We start from the raw sequence: 21,402 nt of genomic DNA, 5'->3' as shown, positions 1-21,402 counted from the left end.
GACTATATAAACTATCTGTCATGTTAAAAGAGGAAAGACAAGCTTTTATTATACACCAAATAAATCTGCACAATAAAGTATTATCTTCAGATTTAAGCATTCAGCTCAATGTTTCTGAAGACACGATACGTCGTGATTTAAATGAATTAGCGGAAAATGGCAAAGTACTAAAGGTTTACGGTGGAGCCTTATCCAAATCTTTTCAATTTCCTTTTCAAGATGGAAATGTTTATGCGAAAGAAGCTAAAAAGGAAATCGCTAAAAAAGCAATTACTTTACTTCAAAATGGCATGACCATTCTTGCTGGCGGAGGTACAACGATGATTGAACTTGCTCGACTAGTACCTGACAGTCTACAATGTACCATATTTACGATCAGCCCCCTTGTTGCATTAGAATTAGCTGAAAAACCAAATTTAGAAGTTATTTTAATTGGTGGAAAACTTTCCAGGAATACAAATATCGTATCGGGATCTCAAGTAACTAATGAGCTCTCTGATATCAAAGTAGATCTTTGTTTATTAGGGACAAACAGTCTTTCCACTCAAGATGGCGTTACAGATTCTGATTGGGAAGTTGTCCAAATTAAAAAGGCCATGATTAAATGTTCAAGCAAACTAGTTATCTTAAGCATTGCCGAAAAATTAAACTCAGTGCAGAAGATGAAAGTTGTTCCAATTCATGATGTCAATTACCTTGTAACAGACCTTAATCCAACACACCCGAGCTTAATCGAATTCTCCAAGACGATTAATGTATTGTAATAATACGGTGGGATTCTCATGCAAACCTCTAAAAAATCAGTAGGTTTGCATCATAATGAAAATACCGGCATTACCAGGATTTAATCCAGAGGCATTCGAAAAATATTTCAAAAACACGGGTTGGCTTTTAATGGCCCGTGTAGGATCCCTGTTTATCAAGATGTTGGTCACAACTGTTGCATTACCTTCCTACTTAGGGAGTGCAAATTTCGGTACTTACAGTTATCCATTAGTTTTGCTTGCTTTCTTTACAGGCATTTCCACAATGGGTACCGATGGCCTCATCACCCGACAAATCATTCAGCATCCTGAAAAGGAAAATGAGCTTTTAGGTTCGGCATTACGCATTCGTATCATAACGGGTTTACTCGTCTTGCCGCTTATTTACATCACTTACTTTTTCATCGCTCAGTACGCACCAGAAGCCCCAGCTGCTACTTTTAAACAGATTGTACTTGTCTCCTTTATATGCATCATACAGGCCGTTCAGATCATCGATAGCTTCTTTCAAGCGAAGGTGAAGGGTAAGATGATTATGATCGTACAGGTAGGAGGAAACATTCTTTCTGCTGCTATAAAACTGATATTAATTCTGTTAAAAGCCCCATTAGATGCTTTCATCTGGACTTTAGTTATTGATGTTCTTATTTTACAAATCGGGTATTTAGCACTCTACCGTAAACTGGGACATCATATTTCCAAATGGAAATATGATGCCACTACCGCTAAAGAATTGATCAAACAAGGCTGGCCATTAGCCTTCTCTTCTTTGTTTATTACCTTTTACATGAAGATCGACCAATTGATGATCGACGCGATATTGGGTAAATCAGCATTAGGAGTTTATACGGTTGTGGTAAATTTTAGCGAAAGTTGGTATTTTATACCTGTTGCTATTTCCACATCATTATTTCCCGCCATAATGAATGCCCGAAAAGGGAGTCCTGAGTTATATCAAAAAAGACTAGGAAACTTATATGAGCTTATGGTTTTTGTTAGCGTATCTGTTGCTTTGGTTGTTACATTTCTCGCCCCTTTTATTTTTAAATATTATAAGCCAGAATATGCACCAGGACTGCATACGCTTCAAGTGCATATTTGGGCAGGTGTATTTACTTTCTTAGGAACAGCGAGTGCACAATATCTCATTGCTGAGGGACTTACAAAGATCACCTTATACCGAACAGCTTTTGGTGCAATTGTTAATGTCGTGCTGAATTATTTCTTCATACCAAAATTTGGAATTATTGGAGCTGCTTATGCAACCCTGATCGCCTATTTTGCTTCGACTTTTTTCCTTCTTTTCATTAAAAGGACTCGTCCGAATGCTATTTTAATGATAAAATCCCTCTTCCTGTTGGGGCTTTTATCTACGATAAAAGAAAGATTTTCGAAAATAAATCGTTAAGTTTATTTCCACTAATAAAATCTAAAAAATGGAAAAAACAGGTAGCTACCAATCATTATTCAATAGCAAATTAATTAAGGGACTATTATCCTTGGCTTTTAAAGGATATTTCGTTCAAACAGGCTGGATCAATTCCTATTTAAACAAAGAATCATTAGATCCGAATGGGAATCCGATCCCTTGGCTCACTTACTCCTTTTTAGATTTTATTGATGGTCGCTTAAATAAAGATTTATTACTTTTTGAATACGGAGCAGGGAATTCAACCTTATTCTATGCAAAACATGTCAAAAAAGTAACTGCTGTAGAACATGATAAAAATTGGTTTGAACGTATCAAAAATCAAATGCCTGCCAATGTCGATATTAAGAACATTTCTTTAGAAAATGACGACTATATCAACGCAATAAATCAGGAAGACCAGCTTTTTGATATTGTTATTGTTGATGGCAGAAAGCGCGTTGCCTGCTGTAAAAGTGCCATTGAAAAATTGAGCACTGGCGGTGTATTGATATTGGACGATTCAGAAAGAGCACACTACCAACCTGCTATTGACTTTCTTTTACAACAAGGATTTAAACATATCCCATTTTCAGGTATAGCAATCGGTGCTATACATCGAAAAGCGACATCCCTATTTTACAAAGAAAATAACTGCTTAGGAATATAACCATAATGTCAACAGCTCCCATTATCTTATTCGTTTACAATCGACCAGATCACACTTTACGTACGTTAAAGGCACTGGAAAATAATAATCTGGCTTCCGAGTCTGAATTATTTATTTACGCGGATGCTGCTAAAAATGAGCAATCAAAGGCTGCAGTAGAACAAGTACGGGAAATTATCAGTAGAAATTGGAAATTCAAAACTGTTACCCTTATTTTAAGGGAATCGAATTGCGGATTAGCAGCAAATGTCATCGACGGTGTAACTAAAATTGTAAAACAATATGGTCAAGTGATCGTTCTAGAAGATGATTTAGTAACTTCCCCATTTGCTTTGCAATACTTTAATGATGCTCTAGAACTTTACCGACATCAAGATCAGGTCATGCAGATATCTGGCTATGGTTATCCCGTAAAAGATATTGAAACTCTACCTGAAACGTTTTTCTTTAGAGTAGCAAATAGTTGGGGCTGGGCAACATGGGATCGCGCTTGGAATCATTTCAATAGCGATATTAATAACCTAACAGATGATTTTACAGCTGATCAAATTCACCAATTTAGTATAGAGGGCAAAGAGAATTTTTGGAAGCAGGTGAAAGAATTTAAAGCTGGAAAAATCAACTCTTGGGCTATCCGCTGGTATGCATCTGTTTTTAAAAACAACGGATTAGTGCTCTATCCGCGAAATTCATTGACACAGAATATCGGTAATGATGGATCCGGAACACATACAGCAGCAGAGACGACCTATCAAGTTGTACTTGCGAATAAAAAAATAACACAATTTCCGCAAGAAATTCAAGAGCATGCCCAAGCATATCAATCAATTAAGTATTTTTATGCCCATAGAAAAGGTTCACTTTTACAAAGAGGGATCCGTTTTGCAAAAAAGAAACTCAACGAATTAAAAAAATAACATGTATAATAATCCCACGTTTTCCATCATTACAGTCGTTTACAATAATGTGCGGGATATTGAACATACCTTAAAATCTGTTGTGAGTCAAACCTATAAACATGTAGAGTACATTGTTATTGACGGTTTATCTACAGATGGAACTTTGGATGTGATCGAAAAATATAGACCACAGGTATCGGTTATTTTATCCGAAAAGGATAACGGGATTTACGATGCAATGAATAAAGGTCTAGCGCTGGCCACAGGTGATTATGTTTTATTTCTGAATTCTGGAGATGAGTTGTACAGTAAGGAAACGTTAGCAAACCTCGCTGAAGTAAGTGAAGGAGCTGATATTATTTATGGTGAAACTTTCTTAATAAACGAACAACGAGAAATAATTGGTGAACGCCGGCATAAGGTTCCTGCATATTTTAACTGGAAAAGCTTTCGCTATGGCATGAATATCTGTCATCAGGCAATCTATATCAAACGCACTATTGCAGAACCTTATGACTTACAGTATAAATTATGTGCAGATATAGATTGGGTCATCAAGGCCGCAAAAAAATCATCTATCACTGTAAATGCCCATCAACATGTTGCGCGTTATTTAGTTGGCGGAATGTCGAAACAAAGACATCGCGAATCCTTGAAAGAGCGTTATGACATTTTTCAAAAATACTACGGTAGAATTCCCAATCTGTTCAACCATTTTATAATTGCACTGAAAATGATTGTATACCGTATCAAAAATGGTAATCCCGAAGACTAATGATGAACCCAGAAATACTTACGGAACTTGTAACAGTTAAAATGCCTTTTGGAAAATACCAAGGCTACACACTCTGTAACCTACCCGAACCTTATCTGGTATGGTTCCACCAGAAAGGTTTTCCACCAGGAAAGCTGGGGATTCAGCTGGGTACATTATATGAAATCAAATTAAATGGACTCGAGTATTTACTAGAGCCCCTGAAGAAAAAGTGAATATTATGGATGTAAAGGTTGTAGTTCTTTATGTTCCATCCCAATAATCGTCCTTCGTAGGTATATGAGAAAAAGTTAAAAATTGTATAATTTCCAATTTTTAACTAAATTTGCCCTATAATTCATTTGCATTAAACGCCGTTTGCAGCGGTATCAATGAAAACTATGGCACAATATCAAACTTTACTGTACTATTGCTACAGTCCTATCGCTGACGCTGAAAAATTTGCGGCAGATCATTTAGAATTTTGTAAATCATTAAATTTAGTTGGACGTATTATCGTTGCAGACGAAGGTCTTAACGGAACGGTTTCGGGTTCACCAGAGTCTTGCCAAGCGTATATGGATGCCATTTATGCCGATGGAAGATTTAATCATACCGAGTTTAAAATAGACGATGTTACGGAACCATCTTTTATTAAGATGCACTGCCGTTACAAAACTGAAATTGTTCACTCGGGTTTACGGGATCCAAAAATTATTGACCCCACTCAGAAAACAGGAATACATCTTGAACCTAAAGACTTCATGGAAATGAAAGATCAAGATGATGTTGTTGTTCTTGATGTACGCTCTAATTATGAACATAATGTTGGTCACTTTAGAAATGCCGTTACTTTAGACATTGAAAATTTCAGAGAATTCCCTGAAAAAGTTAAAGAACTTGAAAAATATAAAGGTAAAAAAATCTTAACCTACTGTACTGGTGGTATCAAATGTGAAAAGGCATCAGCATTATTACTTGCAGAAGGTTTTGAAGATGTTTATCAACTACATGGCGGTATTATCAAATATGGTAAAGAGGCCGGAGGTAAAGACTTCGATGGTAAATGTTACGTCTTTGATAACAGGGTTACTGTTGATGTCAACTCTGTAAACCCAGTAGTGGTTTCAAAATGTAAAAACTGCGGAAAAGAAACACCGAAGATGATTAATTGTGCCAGCCCGATCTGCAATGAGCATTTCACACAATGTGATGAGTGTGGTGAAAAACTTGAGGGCTGTTGCTCTACGGCTTGCCAAGAAGATCCGTTGAAGCGTACCTATGATGGCACAGGCTACTATGTTAAGATACCTCAACCGGTCAACATCGAAAAAATAAGCAAAAGAAAACATAAAAACTTTCCGCCTAAAGCGCAAGTAGAGGCATAAGTAAGAAGGCTCCATCCGATTAGGATGGAGCCTTCTTACTTATGAAATGCATTTCAGAAAAGAATTATATCTGATCAAATGACCATTTAACATAGTTTATATTTTTATCAACAGCCAAATATTTCTTCTCATAATATGTTTTAATAGACAGAACCTCATCTACTAAATCAGAATGATACAAATCTGCTGTTTCGACATGTTTAGGCAGTCCTAAGATTTCAATCTGTTCTAATGTGTAATTATAAAAACCATCGTTATCCGTTTTCAGGTTCATAAATCCACCATCATTTAAAACAAACTTATAACGGCCTAGGAAAGTTGGATTGGTCAGTCTTTTTTTCTCACGGCTATCCTGCGGTTGTGGGTCTGGGAATGTAATCCAGATTTCGGAAACTTCATTTTCTGCAAAATATTCTAAAATCGTTTCAATCTGAATACGTAGAAATCCAACATTACTAATACCTTCTTCAATAGCAGTTTTTGCTCCTCTCCAAATCCGGTTACCCTTATAGTCAACACCAATAAAATTCTTTTCAGGGAAAAGCTTCGCCAAATTGACAGTATATTCACCTTTTCCACAAGCCAACTCTACAACAATTGGATTATCATTTTTAAAATGCGTTTTAGCCCATTGACCTTTAAGCGCTTTACCTGCATCAAGTTCTACGACGTTGTCAAAAGTACCAATTTCTGCAAATTTTCTAAGTTTGTCTTTACCCATTATAATAAAATATCCTGCAAAAATAATCTTATTCTTGCAGTAATCAATAGTATAGTAAAATTAAGTGGGGAGTATGACCAATCAAAGTTTAGCCAGGAGGTCATGAAATCGTAAATGTCATTGCAACATTCAAAAATTCATCTTATAAAATAAAGAGGAATAAGCTTGATGAAATAGCTAAATATTATTAGCAATAAAAATGATCAAAAAAAGATAACCGTCGCCAGCAATTCATTAATAAAGCCAACATATGGCTTTGGTTAAGAGCACTGCAGGAAACAGGTATCCTCATTAATAAGTTTCACTATAGGAAGGTATACCATATTCATTCACCTGATCTTCAACTACGGGAAGCTTCTCCACATCGACCTTTTTTTTCTTATTCTTTTTAGGTTTAATAAAATCTGTCACCTTCTCGATAATACTTGAAATTTTATCTTGATTAACCTGACCAAGAGCTTTTTCCGAAGCTAATAGAAGAAGAGCTTTTTTCAAAACACCAGCTTTTTTAAAGAAAAATCTATTCATAACAAAAGGTACACCAATGCGCAGGGCTTTTGTTACCCAGTCTGAGTTAGTGCCACCACTACTTTTAGTTGAAGCAAATAGACTTGTTATGATATTTGCACCTGGAATGTTAGATTTTAGCGCATTAAAAATACGTACAGGCGTCTCTATTTTATGATTCAATAATTTAACTTGAGACTTTAAATACGCTTCCTGTTCGTTTTTTAAAATCTTGAGACGCGCGATTTCAGCCTTAAGCTCTGCGAGGTTATGAATTTTGCTTTTTTTCGTCATCTTCTAAGTTTTCTTGTTTCAAATTATTTTCTTCTTCATCTGCTTCATCATCCCATTTTGCAGAGAATCTGCGGATAGACAAATCCATAAATTTAGTCTCCAATTTTGGTTCTAATACACGAATCAGTAACAATATCACCAAAAATATTACTGCTGTAGCTAAAAATCCTAAAGAATTACTACCTAATACTTCTCCCAAATAAAAACCAAGGGCAAGACAAAGGAAAAATATAATAAATAAGGTTAAAATAATTTTTGCTCCATCGACAATCAAGCTTGCGATCAAACGGGAAGATCGCTCAACGGTCTTTAGCCGAATTAAATTTAATTGCGAATCTAAATATTCCTTGGTCTTTTGGAATGTTCCACTAAGCGAGAATTTTTCTTCTTCCATTTATTTTTATTTTAACAATCAGAGGCTTTTTAGCCTCTGATAATATGATCTATAATATTTTTTTAAGCTCTAAACCAACAGCCACCTATGCGTGTTCTGTTATTTCGTCTTCGAAGATTTCTTCCCCTTTATTGATTTTTGTTTTGAGGGTTGAAACTATTTTTTCCTTGAAGTCATTTAGCTGATCAAACTGCTCTTCTGCGCGTTCACGGATAGCATCTCCCAAATCTGCTAATGATTCATTTAACTTGTCTCTTGTCTCTGTTCCTTTATCAGGTGCGAATAAAATTCCTAAAGCGGTTCCTGCAGCTAACCCTGCCAATAATGCCACTACTACTTTACTAGTATCATTCATATTCTTAAACTTTAAATGTTAATTCTTTGCAATCCGTTCTATTCATTAATAATACAAATAGAGTAGCAAATCGTTTGCCAAAACCAATTATTTTTTGACATATGATAAATATCAATTACTACAATATAATGTATTTTATCTAAAACCACAACTTCATGCTGTTCCTCAAAGGAAAAAAATAATTCTCAAGAAATAGTTAAACCTTTTTATTAACTTTAATGATCAGTTAGACCAATTATATGTTAACAAAAACCTATAGTAGTGCAGTATATGGCATTGAAGCAACCAGTGTCGCTGTTGAAGTAAATATAACAGCAGGAACAAGATATTATATTGTTGGATTGCCCGATAATGCTGTCAAAGAAAGCTTACAGCGTATAGAAAGTGCCATTGTGTCTTGCGGTCTTCGCATGCCCAGACAGAAAATCGTTGTCAATCTTGCCCCAGCAGATATTCGCAAAGAAGGCTCAGCTTATGATCTTGCAATTGCGACAGCAATACTGGCTTCGTCTAATCAAATTAATGCGGACAAATTAACGGATTATCTGATATTGGGAGAGCTATCACTAGATGGTAAGATTCAAGCTATAAAGGGAGTGTTACCAATCGCTATTCAGGCGCTTAAGGATAATTTTAAAGGAATTATTCTTCCGAATACAAATGCAAGAGAAGCCGCAATTGTATCAAATCTTAAAATATTCGGAGTTGATAATCTGACGGAAGTAGTGGATTTTTTTAACGACAAGTATGACCTTAAGCCAACTGCTATCAATATTGAAGAAGAGTTTTTAAACAAAATCGATCATGCTGAAACTGATTTTGGTGATGTTAGAGGTCAGGAAAACATTAAAAGAGCTTTAGAAATTGCGGCATCCGGCGGTCACAACGTTATTTTAATAGGTCCGCCAGGAGCAGGTAAAACAATGCTGGCAAAGCGATTAGCGACGATCTTACCACCATTAACAATAGAAGAATCATTAGAGACCACTAAAATTCACTCTGTGGCTGGACAGCTTTCGGCCAAGGAATCTTTGATGACAACTCGACCCTTTCGGTCTCCCCATCACACCATTTCTGATGTTGCTCTGGTCGGGGGTGGAGCAACTCCTCAACCTGGAGAAATCTCATTATCACATAATGGTGTTTTATTTCTGGACGAACTTCCTGAGTTTAAACGAACTGTATTGGAGGTGATGCGACAACCATTAGAGTCACGGAATATTACAATCTCAAGAGCAAAATTTTCGGTCGATTATCCAGCAAGTTTTATGTTAATTGCTGCCATGAATCCATGCCCATGTGGATATTACAATCATCCCGAAAAAGAATGTATATGTGGAAGCAATGCCGTGCAACGTTATTTAAGCAAAATATCAGGACCACTACTGGACCGGATCGATCTCCATGTGGAAGTTACACCGGTGGCATTTAAAGAGCTTGTATCTAATGAAACATCCGAAAAAAGCATAGTGGTCCGACAACGGGTCATTGCTGCTAGAAAAATTCAAAGTGAACGTTTTAAACAGTATAGTGAAATCCATAATAATGCTCAAATGAGCAGTACCCAAGTTCGAGAACGCTGTCAGATAGATCTGCAGGGAACACAGCTCCTTAAAGTTGCTATGGAGAAATTAGGTTTATCAGCAAGAGCATATGACCGCATCTTAAAAGTAGCTAGAACAATCGCCGACATGGAACAAGAAACCAACATCCAGAATCATCATCTCGCTGAAGCAATACAATATAGAAGCTTAGACCGCGAGAACTGGGCAGGATAATGCTAAAATTGACTTATAAAATGTTTAAAAATCCATGGATAGAGCAACAAGGTAATAATCACTCCAGAGATTGCTCCAAATAAATGCGCATCGTGGTTGACACCGTCTTTTGAATTTTTAGATGCCCAAATACAGTAACCAAGAAAAAGTACGGCAAATATATAAGCTGGCATTGGAATGATCATAAAGATACCGAGCATCATTTTAGGATCAAACATGATATAGCTAAATAAAACGGCACAGATTGCTCCCGAAGCACCTAAACTATAATAGCCCGGATTATTTTTGTGCTGGAAAATGGTAGGAATATCACTCAGTATTAAACTGGAAATATAAATGATTGCAAATTGAAGGTGCCCCCAATCACTGACCTGGATCAATATTTTTTCTAAGCCAAATCCGAAATAATAAAATGTGATCATATTAAAAAGGAGATGCCCCCAATCTTTATGAACCATGCCACTGGTTAAAATAGTATAAATGCGTTTTTTACGATATATACTATAAGGATGTAACATCATCTCTCCCAATACTTGAGGATTTGAAAAACTATAGATACTTGAAGCCACTGTCAAAGCAAAGATAATACTCGCAACTGGAGTTAAAAAAAGGTATTCCTGTATCATATAATTAAAAACGATCCTCTAATAATAAAACATATAATTCTTTTGGTCCATGAGCCCCCAGGACCAGGCGTTTTTCGATATCTGCTGTACGGGAAGGTCCAGTGACTGTCGAAACCATTGTGGGCATTTCATTACCGTAGCGACGCTGCATATAGGATAATGCATCTTTAATATCCCAGACCATCTGCGAGGCTTTTGCAATAACAATATGGATGGGCGGATAGATTCCCAATCTACGTCCTGATGCATTAGCATTGCTGACCATGATACTACCGTTACGCGCAATCATAACTTCACAAGAAGTTATCCCTGCATCGGCTGCATCAAATTCAATTTCATCCGTATGTATAGGAAAACCGTAAGGGTTTAAAAGGTCTTGAACTCCTTTTTCCCAGGTAAATATCTTTTTAATATTATTTTCCTCCGTCAGATTAATCAAATTCTCAATCAGTTCAATCTCGCCATCACAATACAAAAACTTCCCCCCTACTGCTGTTAATTCGCGTGCAAAGGTCACATCCACAAGCTCATCTTCCTCCTGATATAAAGGTGTCTTCTGAAATTTGGGATGTGGATTTTCTGTCTTTTCTAACAGAGCTTTTCTTATTTTGCTAAGCATCTGCTCTTTGCTGCTGCTATTTTTAACATTCATTCGGTGGAATTGATAAAAAATACAGCGCTTCTTTTCAGAAGCGCTGTAGAATTAAAAATTTATGTGTTTGGATTATCCTCTTCTTTAATACCTACTTTTGGTTCTGCGCTGCTCGCCTCTTCAGGTAACACATCTAATGGAAGATCTGTTTGCGGAACACCGCCACCATCTCCACTATTCACAAACTCATCATACGTTGTTTTTGTATCAAAAGGGCGTTTTCCCAATATTTCTTCCAGATCACTTTGAAATAAGATTTCCTTCTCTAATAGTTTTTCGGCAATCGCAACTAAACCTTCTTGTTTATCTAACAATAACTGTTTTGTTCTTGCATAAACGTCAGTAATTAAATTACGTACCTCAGAATCAATTAACTCTGCCGTTTTGTCAGAATAAGGTTTATGAAATTGTTCAGATCCGTCACGGAATGAAACATTACCAACCTTATCATTCATACCATAGATAGCAACCATAGCATATGCTAATTTTGTGATTCTTTCCAAATCATTTTGTGCACCAGTAGATATACGTCCAAATGTAATATCTTCAGCTACACGGCCACCCATCGTCATACACAAACTATCAACTAACTGCTCAGTAGTATATAAAAACTGTTCCCTTGGTAAATACTGCGCATATCCCAGTGCAGCAACTCCACGAGGCACGATAGACACTTTCACCAATGGATCAGCATGCTCTAAGAACCAACCTGCAATCGCATGGCCGGCCTCATGGTAAGCAACAATTTTCTTCTCTTCTGGTGAAATGATTTTATTTTTTTTCTCAAGACCTCCAATAACACGATCTACCGCATCTTGAAAATCTTGCATATCAATCTCTGTCTTATTCTTACGTGCTGCAATTAAAGCCGCCTCATTACAAACATTGGCAATCTCTGCACCAGCAAATCCCGGAGTTTGTGCAGACAGTTTTTTAGCATCAACTTCTTCCGATAACTTTAATGGTTTCAAGTGAACTTTAAAAATATGCTCACGACCGATTAAATCGGGTTTATCAATAGAAACCTGTCTATCAAAACGTCCTGGACGCAACAATGCACTATCTAATACATCAATACGGTTGGTCGCTGCTAAAATAATAACTCCTGAATCCGTTCCAAAACCATCCATCTCAACAAGAAGCTGATTTAGAGTATTTTCACGTTCATCATTACCACCCATCATGGAGTTTTTACCACGTGCACGGCCTATAGCATCAATCTCATCGATAAAGATGATACATGGTGCTTTTTCCTTTGCCTGCTTAAACAAATCACGAACACGAGAAGCACCGACACCCACAAACATCTCAACAAAATCAGAACCTGATAAAGAGAAGAAAGGAACTTGTGCTTCACCTGCCACAGCTTTCGCAAGTAACGTTTTACCGGTTCCCGGAGGGCCTACTAATAATGCCCCTTTAGGAATTTTACCCCCTAGGTTTGTGTATTTGCGTGGGTTTTTCAAGAAATCCACAATTTCCATTACTTCTTGTTTGGCTTCTTCCAAACCTGCAACATCATTAAAAGTAATATTAATAGAAGATTCTTTATCGAACAGCTGTGCTTTAGATTTACCAATATTAAATATCTGACCGCCACCGCCAGCGCCACCACCATTCATACGGCGCATCAAGAATAACCATAATAATACCATCACAACAAGTGGTAAAATAAAGGTCACAAAATAATTAGCCCATGGGTTAGAACGATCTTCATAACTTACACTCAATCGCGGTGTACCTGCAGGAAGATTCTCTTGCGCCGCTTTTAAGTTTGAAGCCAAAATATCAGCTGAAGCTTCAGTGAAGTAATATTGAGGGCCTACTTCAGGGTTCAATGACAATGCATTTGCTCCTGGAGCCACATTTTTATATTTTTCATCTTTTAAACGATCTTTCTTGATATAAACATCAATATGTACAAGATCATTTTTCTTAGTACCTTCTAATCTTTCTACATCACCTGTTGGTAAAATGGTAGATTCAAATTCACTGTACGTGATTTTTTTAGCCGAATTATCACTAAAAACGTATTGTAGGGCAAAAAAAACCAATATCAAAGCAAAACTAAGCCACATGACATTAAACTTGGGCGGTTTTGGGGTTATTTTACCAGTTGGTATTTTCTTCATTCTTTCTTATTTATATCGTTTTAATTCTATTTTTTCTATCTTAATTAAGCACTTTGAAAGTCTTGAATTTGAGCGTCACCCCATAAATCCTCGATCGCATAGAGTGCCCTTTTTTCTTTCTTGAAGATATGAACAACTACATCTACAAAGTCAAGGATCAACCATTCGCCAAGACTCTGGCCTTCTTTATATTGTGGATCTTGACCAAATGTTTTATAGACTTCATCTTCTACACTTTTCGCAATTGCTTGCGCTTGAATATGGGAATCTGCATGACAAATTACAAAATAATCGGAAACAGAACTGTTAATATTTCTCAAATCCAATCGCACTATTTCATTTGCTTTCTTCTCTTGCATTCCATATACCACCACCTCTGACAGTCGCGTTGACAATTCTGAACTTTTATTTTTATCCATTAAAAAAAATTATAGTTTTGACTATTGTATACAATTAAAAAATTATCACCTTGCAAAATAACACATTTTCAGGACTTATTATCGGTCAAAATGTAATTACTGTCGATCGAGTGGCATCCACAAATGATTATTTTAAAGAAAACTTGTCAAAATTCAAGCCACAGGACGAAGGTTCTGCCATTTTAGCAGTAGAACAATTCGCGGGGAAGGGGCAGAGGGGTAACATTTGGAAAAGCGAACCTGGTAAAAATATCATTACATCAATCCTCATTTACCCGCATTTTTTAAGAATAGATCAACAATTTACCTTATCGTGCGCCATATGTCTCGGAATATTTAACTGGTTAAAAACAAAAACGAACCAAAAAGTGCAAATCAAATGGCCAAATGATATTTATATAAATGACCAAAAAATAGTGGGTGTACTAATTGAGAACACGATAAAAGGAAATAAAATCGCAACAAGTATTATTGGGATCGGTATTAATATAAATCAGACTTCATTTGGCGATACGCAACATATTACCTCACTAAAATCGCTCACCAAACAAGAAGAACCCTATCACATACGATCGCTAGCGACAGAACTTTATCAATTTTTAGATACAGAGTACAATCGGTTAAAAAATCTGGATCAAGATCAGCAACTATTAGCATTCAATCAAAATCTTTTTAGAAGAAATGAGATGAAAAAATATCTGATCAATGAAACAGAAATTGAAGGGAAAATAATACAAGTACTTTCAAATGGCCTATTACAGATTCAGATCGCAAATGAAATAAAAGAGTTCAATCTCCAGCAGATTAAATATGTCCTTTAAGCAACAAAATATTTACCCTGCTCCGATAAATATATTATACCAAAAAAGTAAATTTGCTAAAAGAAATTAAACTTTAGCTATTTTCGACGGTCTTATAGCAAGAGCATGATTTGTATAGAAAGTTTTTAATATTAAAATATTCTGATGAAACCATCAATGCCTATCGTTTACTAAAAACAATCAATATGCTAATGATAGCTTTGTAACAATAAAAAAACAAATATATTCCATGAAAAAATTAACATTATTAATAGCAGTATTATTTTTTGCTATTTCAGGAGCAGTAGCTCAAATCCACGATCCTGTTAAATGGACTGTTGCTTCAAAAAAATTAAATGATAAGGAAGCAGTTATCTTTATCAAAGCCACTATTCAGGACGGTTGGCACATTTATTCTCAAAATGTGGGTGAAAATGGTCCTATACCAACCTCATTTACGTTCCCTGCATCTAAAGATTACGCGCTAAACGGTAAAACAGCTGAACCTAAAGCAGCAACAAAATACGAAGAAGTCTTTAAAATGAATGTAGGCTACTTTAAAAAAGAGGTAATTTTTCAGCAAAAAGTAAAATTAAATAAAGGAACAACAACTGTAAAAGGAAGTGTAGAATACCAAGCTTGCGATAAAACACAATGTCTTCCACCAACAGATTATGCATTTTCTGTAGCAATCAAGTAAAAATTAGCAACATATATTTGAACAAAACGCTATTCAGCTAATTCATTATGGTTAGTTGAATAGCGTTTTCTTATTAGCGTGCGAATTCAAAATCACTTCATGAAATGTTAATTTTCTGCGATTTATTATAATTACCCTTGTAATGAAGTATAAACGCCTGTAAGATTGCCTTTAGAAAGTAAAATTGACTTTACAACTACTAAACAATAAGGTGATTCTCAATGTCTTTTTTTAATTTTACAAATTATCTTAGAACTCTATATATAATGGCTAAAAAGAAACTATTTTTAATCTACTTCGTTATTTTCAGTTTATTTATTCCTGTTCTTTCTTTTGCAACAGCACAAGACTCTTTACTTAGTGTAGAAGGAATCGAATTTTCAGAATCTGCTGATACAACATCCCCTGTTGAAGTGACAGAGGATTTGGTTTTCTCTGAAAGTCCTGATACCCTCAGTCAGGATACAACTAAAGCCCTGACGCAAACAGCAATTGATCAAGTTCCCGAAGAAAAAAAATCACTTTGGGGTATTTTCATCGCAGGTTTAGTAGGAGGTTTTATGGCATTATTGATGCCTTGTATCTTTCCGATGTTACCGTTGACTGTCAGTTTCTTTACAAAACAATCAGGATCAAGAGCCAGTGGAGTAAGTAAAGCTTTACTATATGGATTATTTATCATCATTATCTATGTTGCACTGGGTATGATCATTACTATTTTATTTGGTTCTGATGCTCTTAATGCACTTTCTACAAATGGTATCTTTAACTTCTTATTCTTCCTTCTACTAGTCGTCTTTGCAGCATCATTTTTTGGTGCATTTGAAATCACGCTACCAAGTTCATTTGTCAATAAAATGGATGCAAAATCAGACAAAGGTGGTTTGGTAGGTCTATTTTTCATGGCATTTAGCCTTTCTTTAGTTTCCTTTTCCTGTACGGGACCTATTATAGGTACGTTGTTGGTGGAAGCGGCCTCTAAAGGCGAGCGCTTAGGACCAGCAATCGGTATGCTTGGTTTTTCTATTTCTTTAGCAATTCCATTTGCATTATTCGCAATGTTCCCTTCATTATTAAAATCCCTTCCAAAATCAGGAGGCTGGTTAAATAGTGTAAAAGTCGTCCTCGGATTTTTGGAGTTAGCCTTAGCATTAAAATTCTTATCAAATGTTGATCTTGCCTACCATTGGAATTGGTTTGATCGTGAGGTGTTCCTTTCCTTATGGATCGTTATTTTCGGTTTAATGGGTCTCTATCTGATTGGTAAAATTAAGTTTTCTCATGATAGTGAGCTCAAATTCTTATCCGTACCACGTACATTTTTAGCGATAACTGTCTTTGCTTTTGTGATGTACATGATACCGGGACTATGGGGAGCTCCTTTGAAATCTATATCCGCATTTTTACCACCATCTGCAACTCAGGATTTTGATTTATCTGCAGGAATAGCAAGTGCTCCGGCACACTCGGATGGTAAAGTGAAAAAATATGCGGAGATATTCCATAAACGTGGTACTCCTAAAGGATTTGATCCTTACTATGACTACGACCAAGCATTAGAAACTGCTAAAGAATTGAACAAACCAGTTCTAATTGATTTTACAGGATGGAATTGCGTTAATTGCAGACAGATGGAGGCAAACGTCTGGACAGATCCTAAAGTGGCAAAATTATTAAAAGAAGGTTTTGTAATGGCAGAGCTATTTGTGGATGACCGTACTGAATTACCTAAAGAAGAACAAATTATTTCAACTTATTCAGGAAAGAGAATCAAGAATATCGGAAACAAAAATTCAGATTTTCAAGCTTCGAAATTTAATAGTAATTCACAGCCTCTTTATGTGATTGTCGATACGCAAGGAAACGTTTTGGTTCCACCTTCAGGAGCAAATTACGATCCTGTTGCCTATGCGCAATACTTACAAAGTGGTATAGATGCGTTCCATGCAAGAAAATAAAGACTCCATGGGGCGTTGATTTTGTTGAATCGAATCCATTACGAGCAAAGAATAAAAGCAATCGCAACTTATTTGGGTGATCAATTTACAAATAGATAACCCAAATAAGTTGTTTTTTTCATTCAACTGGTTTATATTGCAAACCGAAATAAGATTTATTAAGTTTGAATTATGAGTAATATTAAAAATATAGCAGTATTAACTTCTGGAGGAGATGCTCCAGGAATGAATGCTGCCATTCGCGCGGTAGTTAGAGCAGGTATATATAATGGTTTAAATGTTTTTGGTGTTAAAAGAGGTTATGACGGCCTGGTCAGTGGCGATATGTATGCCATGGACGTTAAATCTGTCGCGAACATCATACAACGCGGTGGTACCATTTTAAAAACAGCAAGAAGTGATGAATTCAGAACTATTGAAGGTCGTCAGAAAGCTTATGAAAATGTAAAAGCAGCTGGTATTGATGCTCTTGTTGTCATTGGTGGCGATGGAACTTTTACAGGTGCATCCAAATTTTTAGAGGAATTTGATATTCCTATCATCGGTCTTCCAGGTACAATTGACAATGACCTTGCTGGTACTGACTTTACAATAGGTTACGACACGGCTATAAATACCGTTATACAGGCTGTTGACAAAATTAGAGATACAGCAGAATCTCATGACCGTCTTTTTGTAATTGAAGTGATGGGTAGAGATTCGGGATTGATTGCGTTAAGATCGGGTATCAGCACAGGTGCTGAAGCCGTTTTAATCCCTGAGTTTAATGTGGATTACGACGCCATCATGAAACGCTTAGATAAAACACGCAAAAGCAAATCTTCACGTATCATCATTGTTGCCGAAGGCGATTCGGAAGGTGGAATGGTTGTGTCAGAAAGAATCAAAGCAAACTTTCCTAAATATGATGTTCGTTTATCGATATTAGGTCATATACAACGTGGCGGAAGCCCAACTTGTATGGATAGAGTATTGGCCAGTAGATTAGGTGTTGCAGCTGTAGAGGCCCTGCTAGAGGGACGCAAAGGTGAAATGGCAGGTTTAGTGCATGGCGAAGTGCAATTTATATCGTTCAAAAAAGCAATTAAACACATTGATTCAATCAATCAGGATTTATTAAGGATAGTTGAAATTCTATCTTTATAAAAAGATAACAACATAAAAAAACCGGAGTTAAAATATTAACCCCGGTTTTTTTATGTTGTTAGCATGATACGCGCCAAGCTTTGTATTGATTAATCAAACCATTTGTCGACGAATCATGTGTCGTAATGATATCTTCTGACTCTAATTCTGGTAAAATCTGACCCGCAAGCTGCTTCCCTAATTCTACCCCCCATTGATCGAAACTAAAGACATTCCAGATAATCCCTTGTACAAATATCTTATGCTCATAGAGCGCAACCAAAGTACCCAAAGAACGTGGTGTTACTTTTTTAAGTAATATAGAGTTACTCGGTCTATTTCCTTCAAACACTTTAAATGCTTTCAGTTTTTCAATTTCTTCTTCCGATTTACCCGCAGCTTTTAGTTCAGCAACAACAACTTCCTCAGATTTTCCATTCATTAATGCTTCTGTTTGGGCGAAAAAATTAGAAAGTAGCATCTGATGATGCTTGCCTATAGGATTTAAGCTGATGGCAGGAGCAATAAAATCACAAGGGATTAATTTAGTTCCTTGATGTATCAATTGATAAAAAGCATGCTGTCCATTTGTACCAGGCTCACCCCAGATAATTGGACCTGTTTGATAATCCACAGCATTACCATTACGATCCACACACTTACCATTACTCTCCATATCTCCCTGTTGGAAATACGCTGCAAAGCGATGTAAATATTGATCATATGGTAAGATTGCGTGACTTTCTGCTTCAAAAAAATTATTATACCAAATACCCAACAAAGCTAGAGTAACCGGAATATTCTCTTCAAAAGCTGCTGTTCTAAAATGTTCATCGGCCTCAAATGCGCCCGTTAATAATTCTTTGAAATGATCAAAACCAACAGCTAAGCTGATCGATAAACCGATCGCAGACCATAGCGAATAACGTCCACCAACCCAATCCCAGAATTGGAACATATTTTTAGTATCGATACCAAATGCGGCAACAGCAGCAGTATTTGTACTCAAAGCCGCAAAATGCTTCGCAACATCGGTCTGTTGTGCCCCACTCTCTAAGAACCAATCCCGAGCAGTATTTGCATTTGCCATCGTTTCCTGTGTTGTAAAAGTTTTTGATGCAATCAGGAACAAGGTTGTCTCTGGATCAAGGTTTTTAATAGCCTCTGCAATATGTGTTCCATCCACATTAGATACAAAATGCATATTTAAATGTGTGCGATAAGCCTTTAAAGCCTCCGTCACCATTACTGGACCTAAATCAGATCCTCCGATACCTACATTCACCACATCGGTAATCGTTTTTCCAGTATAGCCTTTCCATTCACCGGATAGAATGCGGTTCGTGAATGACTCCATCTGTGCCAAAACAGCATTTACATCTTTCATGACGTCTTGACCTTCAACAAATATTGCTTTTCCAGATTGATTGCGCAAAGCCGTATGCAATACCTGACGGCCTTCTGTTTCATTGATTTTTTCTCCCTGAAACATTGCTTCTATAGCTTCGCTTAATTGGCACTCTTTTGCCAACTGGCGTAACAAAGCTAACGTCTCATCGTTCACTCTATTTTTTGAATAATCTAAAAGCAAATCATTAAATTCTATACTATATTTCTCAAATCTAAAGTCATCTGCAGCAAATAAATCTTTTAAGCTATGCTCGTTTATACGAATATAATGATCGGCTAAATAGCGGTAAGCCGCTGTCTGAGTAAAATCTATTTTTGGTAACATATTTTTCTATTTTAATCAAACTTAGATAAATTTGTTTTATTTACAATGTTAATTGTACCATATCTATAAACAAAGTTATTGATTTCTCCTCTTCCATTAAAAACTATACTATTGAGGAAATATAAAAATTTACTCCGATAACCGAAGTTCATACCGCAGCTTTTTGGGCATTTCCTTCAGAAAGCCGTATCTTTGTTATTATGACCAAAGAACAAATTCAAGATTTGAGGGATCGTGTAACTTCCCTGAGGAGGCATCTTTGACATCGATGTCAAAAAAGAACTGCTAGAAAAAGACCAAGAAATTACCTTACAGCCTAATTTTTGGGACGACTCAAAAGCTGCAGAAAAAATATTACAGTCTATCAAAGTACAGAAGGTATGGACGGATCACTTTGATTCGGTCGCCGCAGCTGTCGATGATACGGGTGTATTATATGAATTCTATCAAGCCGGCGACGCTACGGAAGCGGAGCTCAATGAACAGTATCATATTGCTTTAGAAGCGGTGGAAGAATTAGAATTCAAGAACATGCTAAGCGCCGAAGAAGATCAGTTAGACGCCATTCTGCAGATTACTGCTGGAGCCGGCGGAACAGAAAGTTGTGACTGGGCGGCCATGTTGATGCGTATGTATATCATGTGGGGTGAGAAAAATGGTTATAAAGTAACTGAACAGGATTCGCAAGAAGGAGAAGTTGCAGGAATAAAAACTGTCACGCTCCAAATTTCCGGAGATTTTGCATATGGTTATCTAAAAGGTGAAAATGGTGTACACCGTTTAGTTCGTATTTCGCCCTTTGATTCAAACGGCAAGCGTCATACTTCATTTGCCTCTGTTTATGTCTACCCTTTAATTGACAACAACATTGAAATCGAGGTCAAAGATTCTGAAATTGAGTGGGATACTTTCCGTGCAGGTGGTGCTGGAGGTCAAAACGTAAATAAAGTAGAAACTGCAGTACGATTACACCATAAGCCAACTGGTATTATCATTAAGAATCAGGAATCTAGATCACAATTACAAAATAAAGAAAATGCCTTTCGACTTTTGAAATCACAACTGTATGAAATCGAAATGCGGAAACGCCAAGAGGCAACGGACGCAATCGAGGGTAATAAAAAGAAAATCGAGTGGGGATCTCAAATAAGAAACTATGTATTACATCCCTATAAATTAATTAAAGATTTAAGAACCAATTACGAAACCTCTAATACACAATCTGTGCTAGATGGTGACTTGGACGAATTCTTAAAAGCCTATTTAATGGAATTTGGAGGTTAAGCAGATTTCAAACGAAAAGAGCAAAGATTTTAAAGTCTT

22 protein-coding genes are annotated in these 21,402 nt (G+C 36.4%); 13 read left to right on the top strand and 9 right to left on the bottom strand.

Translation table 11 applies throughout. The features are described 5' to 3' along the window. Positions 1 to 20 precede the first annotated feature (20 nt). The 7 genes from JAZ75_RS07365 (at position 21) to JAZ75_RS07335 (ending at position 5,883) form a co-directional block, all read left to right on the top strand. On the top strand, positions 21 to 764 hold the full coding sequence (locus JAZ75_RS07365; protein ID WP_132769917.1) for a DeoR/GlpR family DNA-binding transcription regulator: 744 nt from the start codon (positions 21 to 23) through the stop codon (positions 762 to 764). Positions 765 to 819: 55 nt separating this feature from the next. After that, positions 820 to 2,172, top strand: coding sequence for a flippase (locus JAZ75_RS07360; RefSeq protein ID WP_132769919.1), 1,353 nt, complete (start codon positions 820 to 822; stop codon positions 2,170 to 2,172). A gap of 28 nt (positions 2,173 to 2,200) precedes the next feature. Then, entirely contained in the window at positions 2,201 to 2,842 is a 642-nt protein-coding gene (locus JAZ75_RS07355; protein WP_021191412.1) for an SAM-dependent methyltransferase, read from the top strand. Positions 2,843 to 2,847: 5 nt separating this feature from the next. After that, the gene (locus JAZ75_RS07350) at positions 2,848 to 3,759 is read left to right on the top strand and encodes a glycosyltransferase (protein ID WP_317192307.1); all 912 of its coding nucleotides are present in this window, start codon (positions 2,848 to 2,850) and stop codon (positions 3,757 to 3,759) included. 1 nt (position 3,760) lies between these two features. After that, complete coding sequence (locus JAZ75_RS07345; RefSeq protein WP_208700871.1) at positions 3,761 to 4,516, top strand: glycosyltransferase family 2 protein; 756 nt, start codon at positions 3,761 to 3,763, stop codon at positions 4,514 to 4,516. Further along, positions 4,516 to 4,731, top strand: coding sequence for a DUF3820 family protein (locus JAZ75_RS07340; RefSeq protein WP_021191410.1), 216 nt, complete (start codon positions 4,516 to 4,518; stop codon positions 4,729 to 4,731). The genes JAZ75_RS07345 and JAZ75_RS07340 overlap by 1 nt, the downstream gene beginning before the upstream one ends. A gap of 165 nt (positions 4,732 to 4,896) precedes the next feature. Then, positions 4,897 to 5,883: a rhodanese-related sulfurtransferase gene (locus tag JAZ75_RS07335; protein WP_208700869.1), complete on the top strand. Its 987-nt coding sequence runs from the start codon at positions 4,897 to 4,899 to the stop codon at positions 5,881 to 5,883. A gap of 64 nt (positions 5,884 to 5,947) precedes the next feature. Here JAZ75_RS07335 and trmB read toward each other — a convergent pair whose 3' ends face one another. From trmB to JAZ75_RS07315, 4 genes are all read right to left on the bottom strand, one after another. After that, positions 5,948 to 6,604, bottom strand: coding sequence for a tRNA (guanosine(46)-N7)-methyltransferase TrmB (gene trmB / locus JAZ75_RS07330; protein WP_132844328.1), 657 nt, complete (start codon positions 6,602 to 6,604; stop codon positions 5,948 to 5,950). Between the two features lie 291 nt (positions 6,605 to 6,895). Next, entirely contained in the window at positions 6,896 to 7,405 is a 510-nt protein-coding gene (locus JAZ75_RS07325; RefSeq protein WP_208700867.1) for a hypothetical protein, read from the bottom strand. Further along, the gene (locus JAZ75_RS07320; protein ID WP_132844332.1) at positions 7,380 to 7,799 is read right to left on the bottom strand and encodes a hypothetical protein; all 420 of its coding nucleotides are present in this window, start codon (positions 7,797 to 7,799) and stop codon (positions 7,380 to 7,382) included. Before JAZ75_RS07320 ends, JAZ75_RS07325 begins: the two co-directional genes overlap by 26 nt. Positions 7,800 to 7,884: 85 nt before the next feature. Continuing rightward, the gene (locus tag JAZ75_RS07315; RefSeq protein WP_021191406.1) at positions 7,885 to 8,154 is read right to left on the bottom strand and encodes a YtxH domain-containing protein; all 270 of its coding nucleotides are present in this window, start codon (positions 8,152 to 8,154) and stop codon (positions 7,885 to 7,887) included. 239 nt (positions 8,155 to 8,393) lie between these two features. Between JAZ75_RS07315 and JAZ75_RS07310 the strand changes: the two genes are divergently transcribed. After that, the gene (locus JAZ75_RS07310) at positions 8,394 to 9,932 is read left to right on the top strand and encodes a YifB family Mg chelatase-like AAA ATPase (RefSeq protein WP_208700864.1); all 1,539 of its coding nucleotides are present in this window, start codon (positions 8,394 to 8,396) and stop codon (positions 9,930 to 9,932) included. A gap of 2 nt (positions 9,933 to 9,934) precedes the next feature. Here JAZ75_RS07310 and JAZ75_RS07305 read toward each other — a convergent pair whose 3' ends face one another. Genes JAZ75_RS07305 through rsfS form a run of 4 tightly spaced genes read right to left on the bottom strand, consistent with a single transcriptional unit; the run spans position 9,935 to position 13,761 of the window. Then, positions 9,935 to 10,558, bottom strand: a complete 624-nt coding sequence (locus JAZ75_RS07305; protein WP_021191405.1) for a rhomboid family intramembrane serine protease — start codon at positions 10,556 to 10,558, stop codon at positions 9,935 to 9,937. Between the two features lie 4 nt (positions 10,559 to 10,562). After that, positions 10,563 to 11,210, bottom strand: a complete 648-nt coding sequence (locus JAZ75_RS07300) for a lactate utilization protein C (RefSeq protein WP_021191404.1) — start codon at positions 11,208 to 11,210, stop codon at positions 10,563 to 10,565. Between the two features lie 59 nt (positions 11,211 to 11,269). After that, positions 11,270 to 13,342, bottom strand: coding sequence for an ATP-dependent zinc metalloprotease FtsH (gene ftsH, locus JAZ75_RS07295; RefSeq protein ID WP_132769934.1), 2,073 nt, complete (start codon positions 13,340 to 13,342; stop codon positions 11,270 to 11,272). A 44-nt stretch (positions 13,343 to 13,386) separates the two neighbouring features. After that, on the bottom strand, positions 13,387 to 13,761 hold the full coding sequence (gene rsfS, locus JAZ75_RS07290) for a ribosome silencing factor (RefSeq protein WP_021191401.1): 375 nt from the start codon (positions 13,759 to 13,761) through the stop codon (positions 13,387 to 13,389). A 50-nt stretch (positions 13,762 to 13,811) separates the two neighbouring features. Here rsfS and JAZ75_RS07285 point away from each other — a divergent pair, with 50 nt between their 5' ends. The 4 genes from JAZ75_RS07285 to pfkA all read left to right on the top strand — a co-directional run bounded on the left by JAZ75_RS07285 (position 13,812) and on the right by pfkA (position 18,365). Then, positions 13,812 to 14,582, top strand: coding sequence for a biotin--[acetyl-CoA-carboxylase] ligase (locus JAZ75_RS07285; protein WP_232789377.1), 771 nt, complete (start codon positions 13,812 to 13,814; stop codon positions 14,580 to 14,582). Positions 14,583 to 14,811: 229 nt separating this feature from the next. Further along, complete coding sequence (locus JAZ75_RS07280) at positions 14,812 to 15,261, top strand: protein-disulfide reductase DsbD domain-containing protein (RefSeq protein WP_132769938.1); 450 nt, start codon at positions 14,812 to 14,814, stop codon at positions 15,259 to 15,261. 266 nt (positions 15,262 to 15,527) lie between these two features. Further along, positions 15,528 to 17,219 carry a protein-disulfide reductase DsbD family protein gene (locus JAZ75_RS07275; protein ID WP_208700862.1) on the top strand — a complete coding sequence of 564 codons (1,692 nt, stop codon included), beginning with the start codon at positions 15,528 to 15,530 and terminating at the stop codon, positions 17,217 to 17,219. A gap of 171 nt (positions 17,220 to 17,390) precedes the next feature. Next, positions 17,391 to 18,365 (top strand): 6-phosphofructokinase, encoded by a 975-nt coding sequence (gene pfkA, locus JAZ75_RS07270; RefSeq protein ID WP_208700860.1) that lies wholly within the window; start codon positions 17,391 to 17,393, stop codon positions 18,363 to 18,365. A gap of 58 nt (positions 18,366 to 18,423) precedes the next feature. Here pfkA and pgi read toward each other — a convergent pair whose 3' ends face one another. After that, the gene (gene pgi / locus JAZ75_RS07265; protein ID WP_208700858.1) at positions 18,424 to 20,079 is read right to left on the bottom strand and encodes a glucose-6-phosphate isomerase; all 1,656 of its coding nucleotides are present in this window, start codon (positions 20,077 to 20,079) and stop codon (positions 18,424 to 18,426) included. Positions 20,080 to 20,279: 200 nt separating this feature from the next. On the opposite strand from pgi, the gene prfB reads away from it, so the two are divergent. Next, positions 20,280 to 21,363 (top strand): peptide chain release factor 2 gene (gene prfB, locus JAZ75_RS07260; RefSeq protein ID WP_132769946.1). Its coding sequence is split into 2 segments (ribosomal slippage): positions 20,280 to 20,339 and positions 20,341 to 21,363, totalling 1,083 coding nucleotides; the frame shifts between segments, so codons are not numbered across the junction. Positions 21,364 to 21,402: the final 39 nt, after the last annotated feature.

It is taken from the genome of Sphingobacterium sp. UDSM-2020 (assembly GCF_016132525.1).
In the GTDB taxonomy this organism is placed as follows: domain Bacteria; phylum Bacteroidota; class Bacteroidia; order Sphingobacteriales; family Sphingobacteriaceae; genus Sphingobacterium; species Sphingobacterium anhuiense.
This window is presented reverse-complemented; position numbering and strand designations above follow the sequence as displayed.

What these genes read in the sequence shown, in the direction of transcription:
- pgi (WP_208700858.1), bottom strand. Translation starts at nt 20,079, where the DNA reads ATGTTACCAAAAATAGATTTTACTCAGACAGCGGCTTACCGCTATTTA.
- JAZ75_RS07315 (WP_021191406.1), bottom strand. Translation starts at nt 8,154, where the DNA reads ATGAATGATACTAGTAAAGTAGTAGTGGCATTATTGGCAGGGTTAGCT.
- trmB (WP_132844328.1), bottom strand. Translation starts at nt 6,604, where the DNA reads ATGGGTAAAGACAAACTTAGAAAATTTGCAGAAATTGGTACTTTTGAC.
- JAZ75_RS07365 (WP_132769917.1), top strand. Translation starts at nt 21, where the DNA reads ATGTTAAAAGAGGAAAGACAAGCTTTTATTATACACCAAATAAATCTG.
- JAZ75_RS07335 (WP_208700869.1), top strand. Translation starts at nt 4,897, where the DNA reads ATGGCACAATATCAAACTTTACTGTACTATTGCTACAGTCCTATCGCT.
- ftsH (WP_132769934.1), bottom strand. Translation starts at nt 13,342, where the DNA reads ATGAAGAAAATACCAACTGGTAAAATAACCCCAAAACCGCCCAAGTTT.
- pfkA (WP_208700860.1), top strand. Translation starts at nt 17,391, where the DNA reads ATGAGTAATATTAAAAATATAGCAGTATTAACTTCTGGAGGAGATGCT.
- JAZ75_RS07325 (WP_208700867.1), bottom strand. Translation starts at nt 7,405, where the DNA reads ATGACGAAAAAAAGCAAAATTCATAACCTCGCAGAGCTTAAGGCTGAA.
- rsfS (WP_021191401.1), bottom strand. Translation starts at nt 13,761, where the DNA reads ATGGATAAAAATAAAAGTTCAGAATTGTCAACGCGACTGTCAGAGGTG.
- JAZ75_RS07280 (WP_132769938.1), top strand. Translation starts at nt 14,812, where the DNA reads ATGAAAAAATTAACATTATTAATAGCAGTATTATTTTTTGCTATTTCA.
- JAZ75_RS07345 (WP_208700871.1), top strand. Translation starts at nt 3,761, where the DNA reads ATGTATAATAATCCCACGTTTTCCATCATTACAGTCGTTTACAATAAT.
- JAZ75_RS07310 (WP_208700864.1), top strand. Translation starts at nt 8,394, where the DNA reads ATGTTAACAAAAACCTATAGTAGTGCAGTATATGGCATTGAAGCAACC.
- JAZ75_RS07300 (WP_021191404.1), bottom strand. Translation starts at nt 11,210, where the DNA reads ATGAATGTTAAAAATAGCAGCAGCAAAGAGCAGATGCTTAGCAAAATA.
- JAZ75_RS07305 (WP_021191405.1), bottom strand. Translation starts at nt 10,558, where the DNA reads ATGATACAGGAATACCTTTTTTTAACTCCAGTTGCGAGTATTATCTTT.
- JAZ75_RS07320 (WP_132844332.1), bottom strand. Translation starts at nt 7,799, where the DNA reads ATGGAAGAAGAAAAATTCTCGCTTAGTGGAACATTCCAAAAGACCAAG.
- JAZ75_RS07355 (WP_021191412.1), top strand. Translation starts at nt 2,201, where the DNA reads ATGGAAAAAACAGGTAGCTACCAATCATTATTCAATAGCAAATTAATT.
- JAZ75_RS07350 (WP_317192307.1), top strand. Translation starts at nt 2,848, where the DNA reads ATGTCAACAGCTCCCATTATCTTATTCGTTTACAATCGACCAGATCAC.
- JAZ75_RS07275 (WP_208700862.1), top strand. Translation starts at nt 15,528, where the DNA reads ATGGCTAAAAAGAAACTATTTTTAATCTACTTCGTTATTTTCAGTTTA.
- JAZ75_RS07340 (WP_021191410.1), top strand. Translation starts at nt 4,516, where the DNA reads ATGATGAACCCAGAAATACTTACGGAACTTGTAACAGTTAAAATGCCT.
- JAZ75_RS07360 (WP_132769919.1), top strand. Translation starts at nt 820, where the DNA reads ATGAAAATACCGGCATTACCAGGATTTAATCCAGAGGCATTCGAAAAA.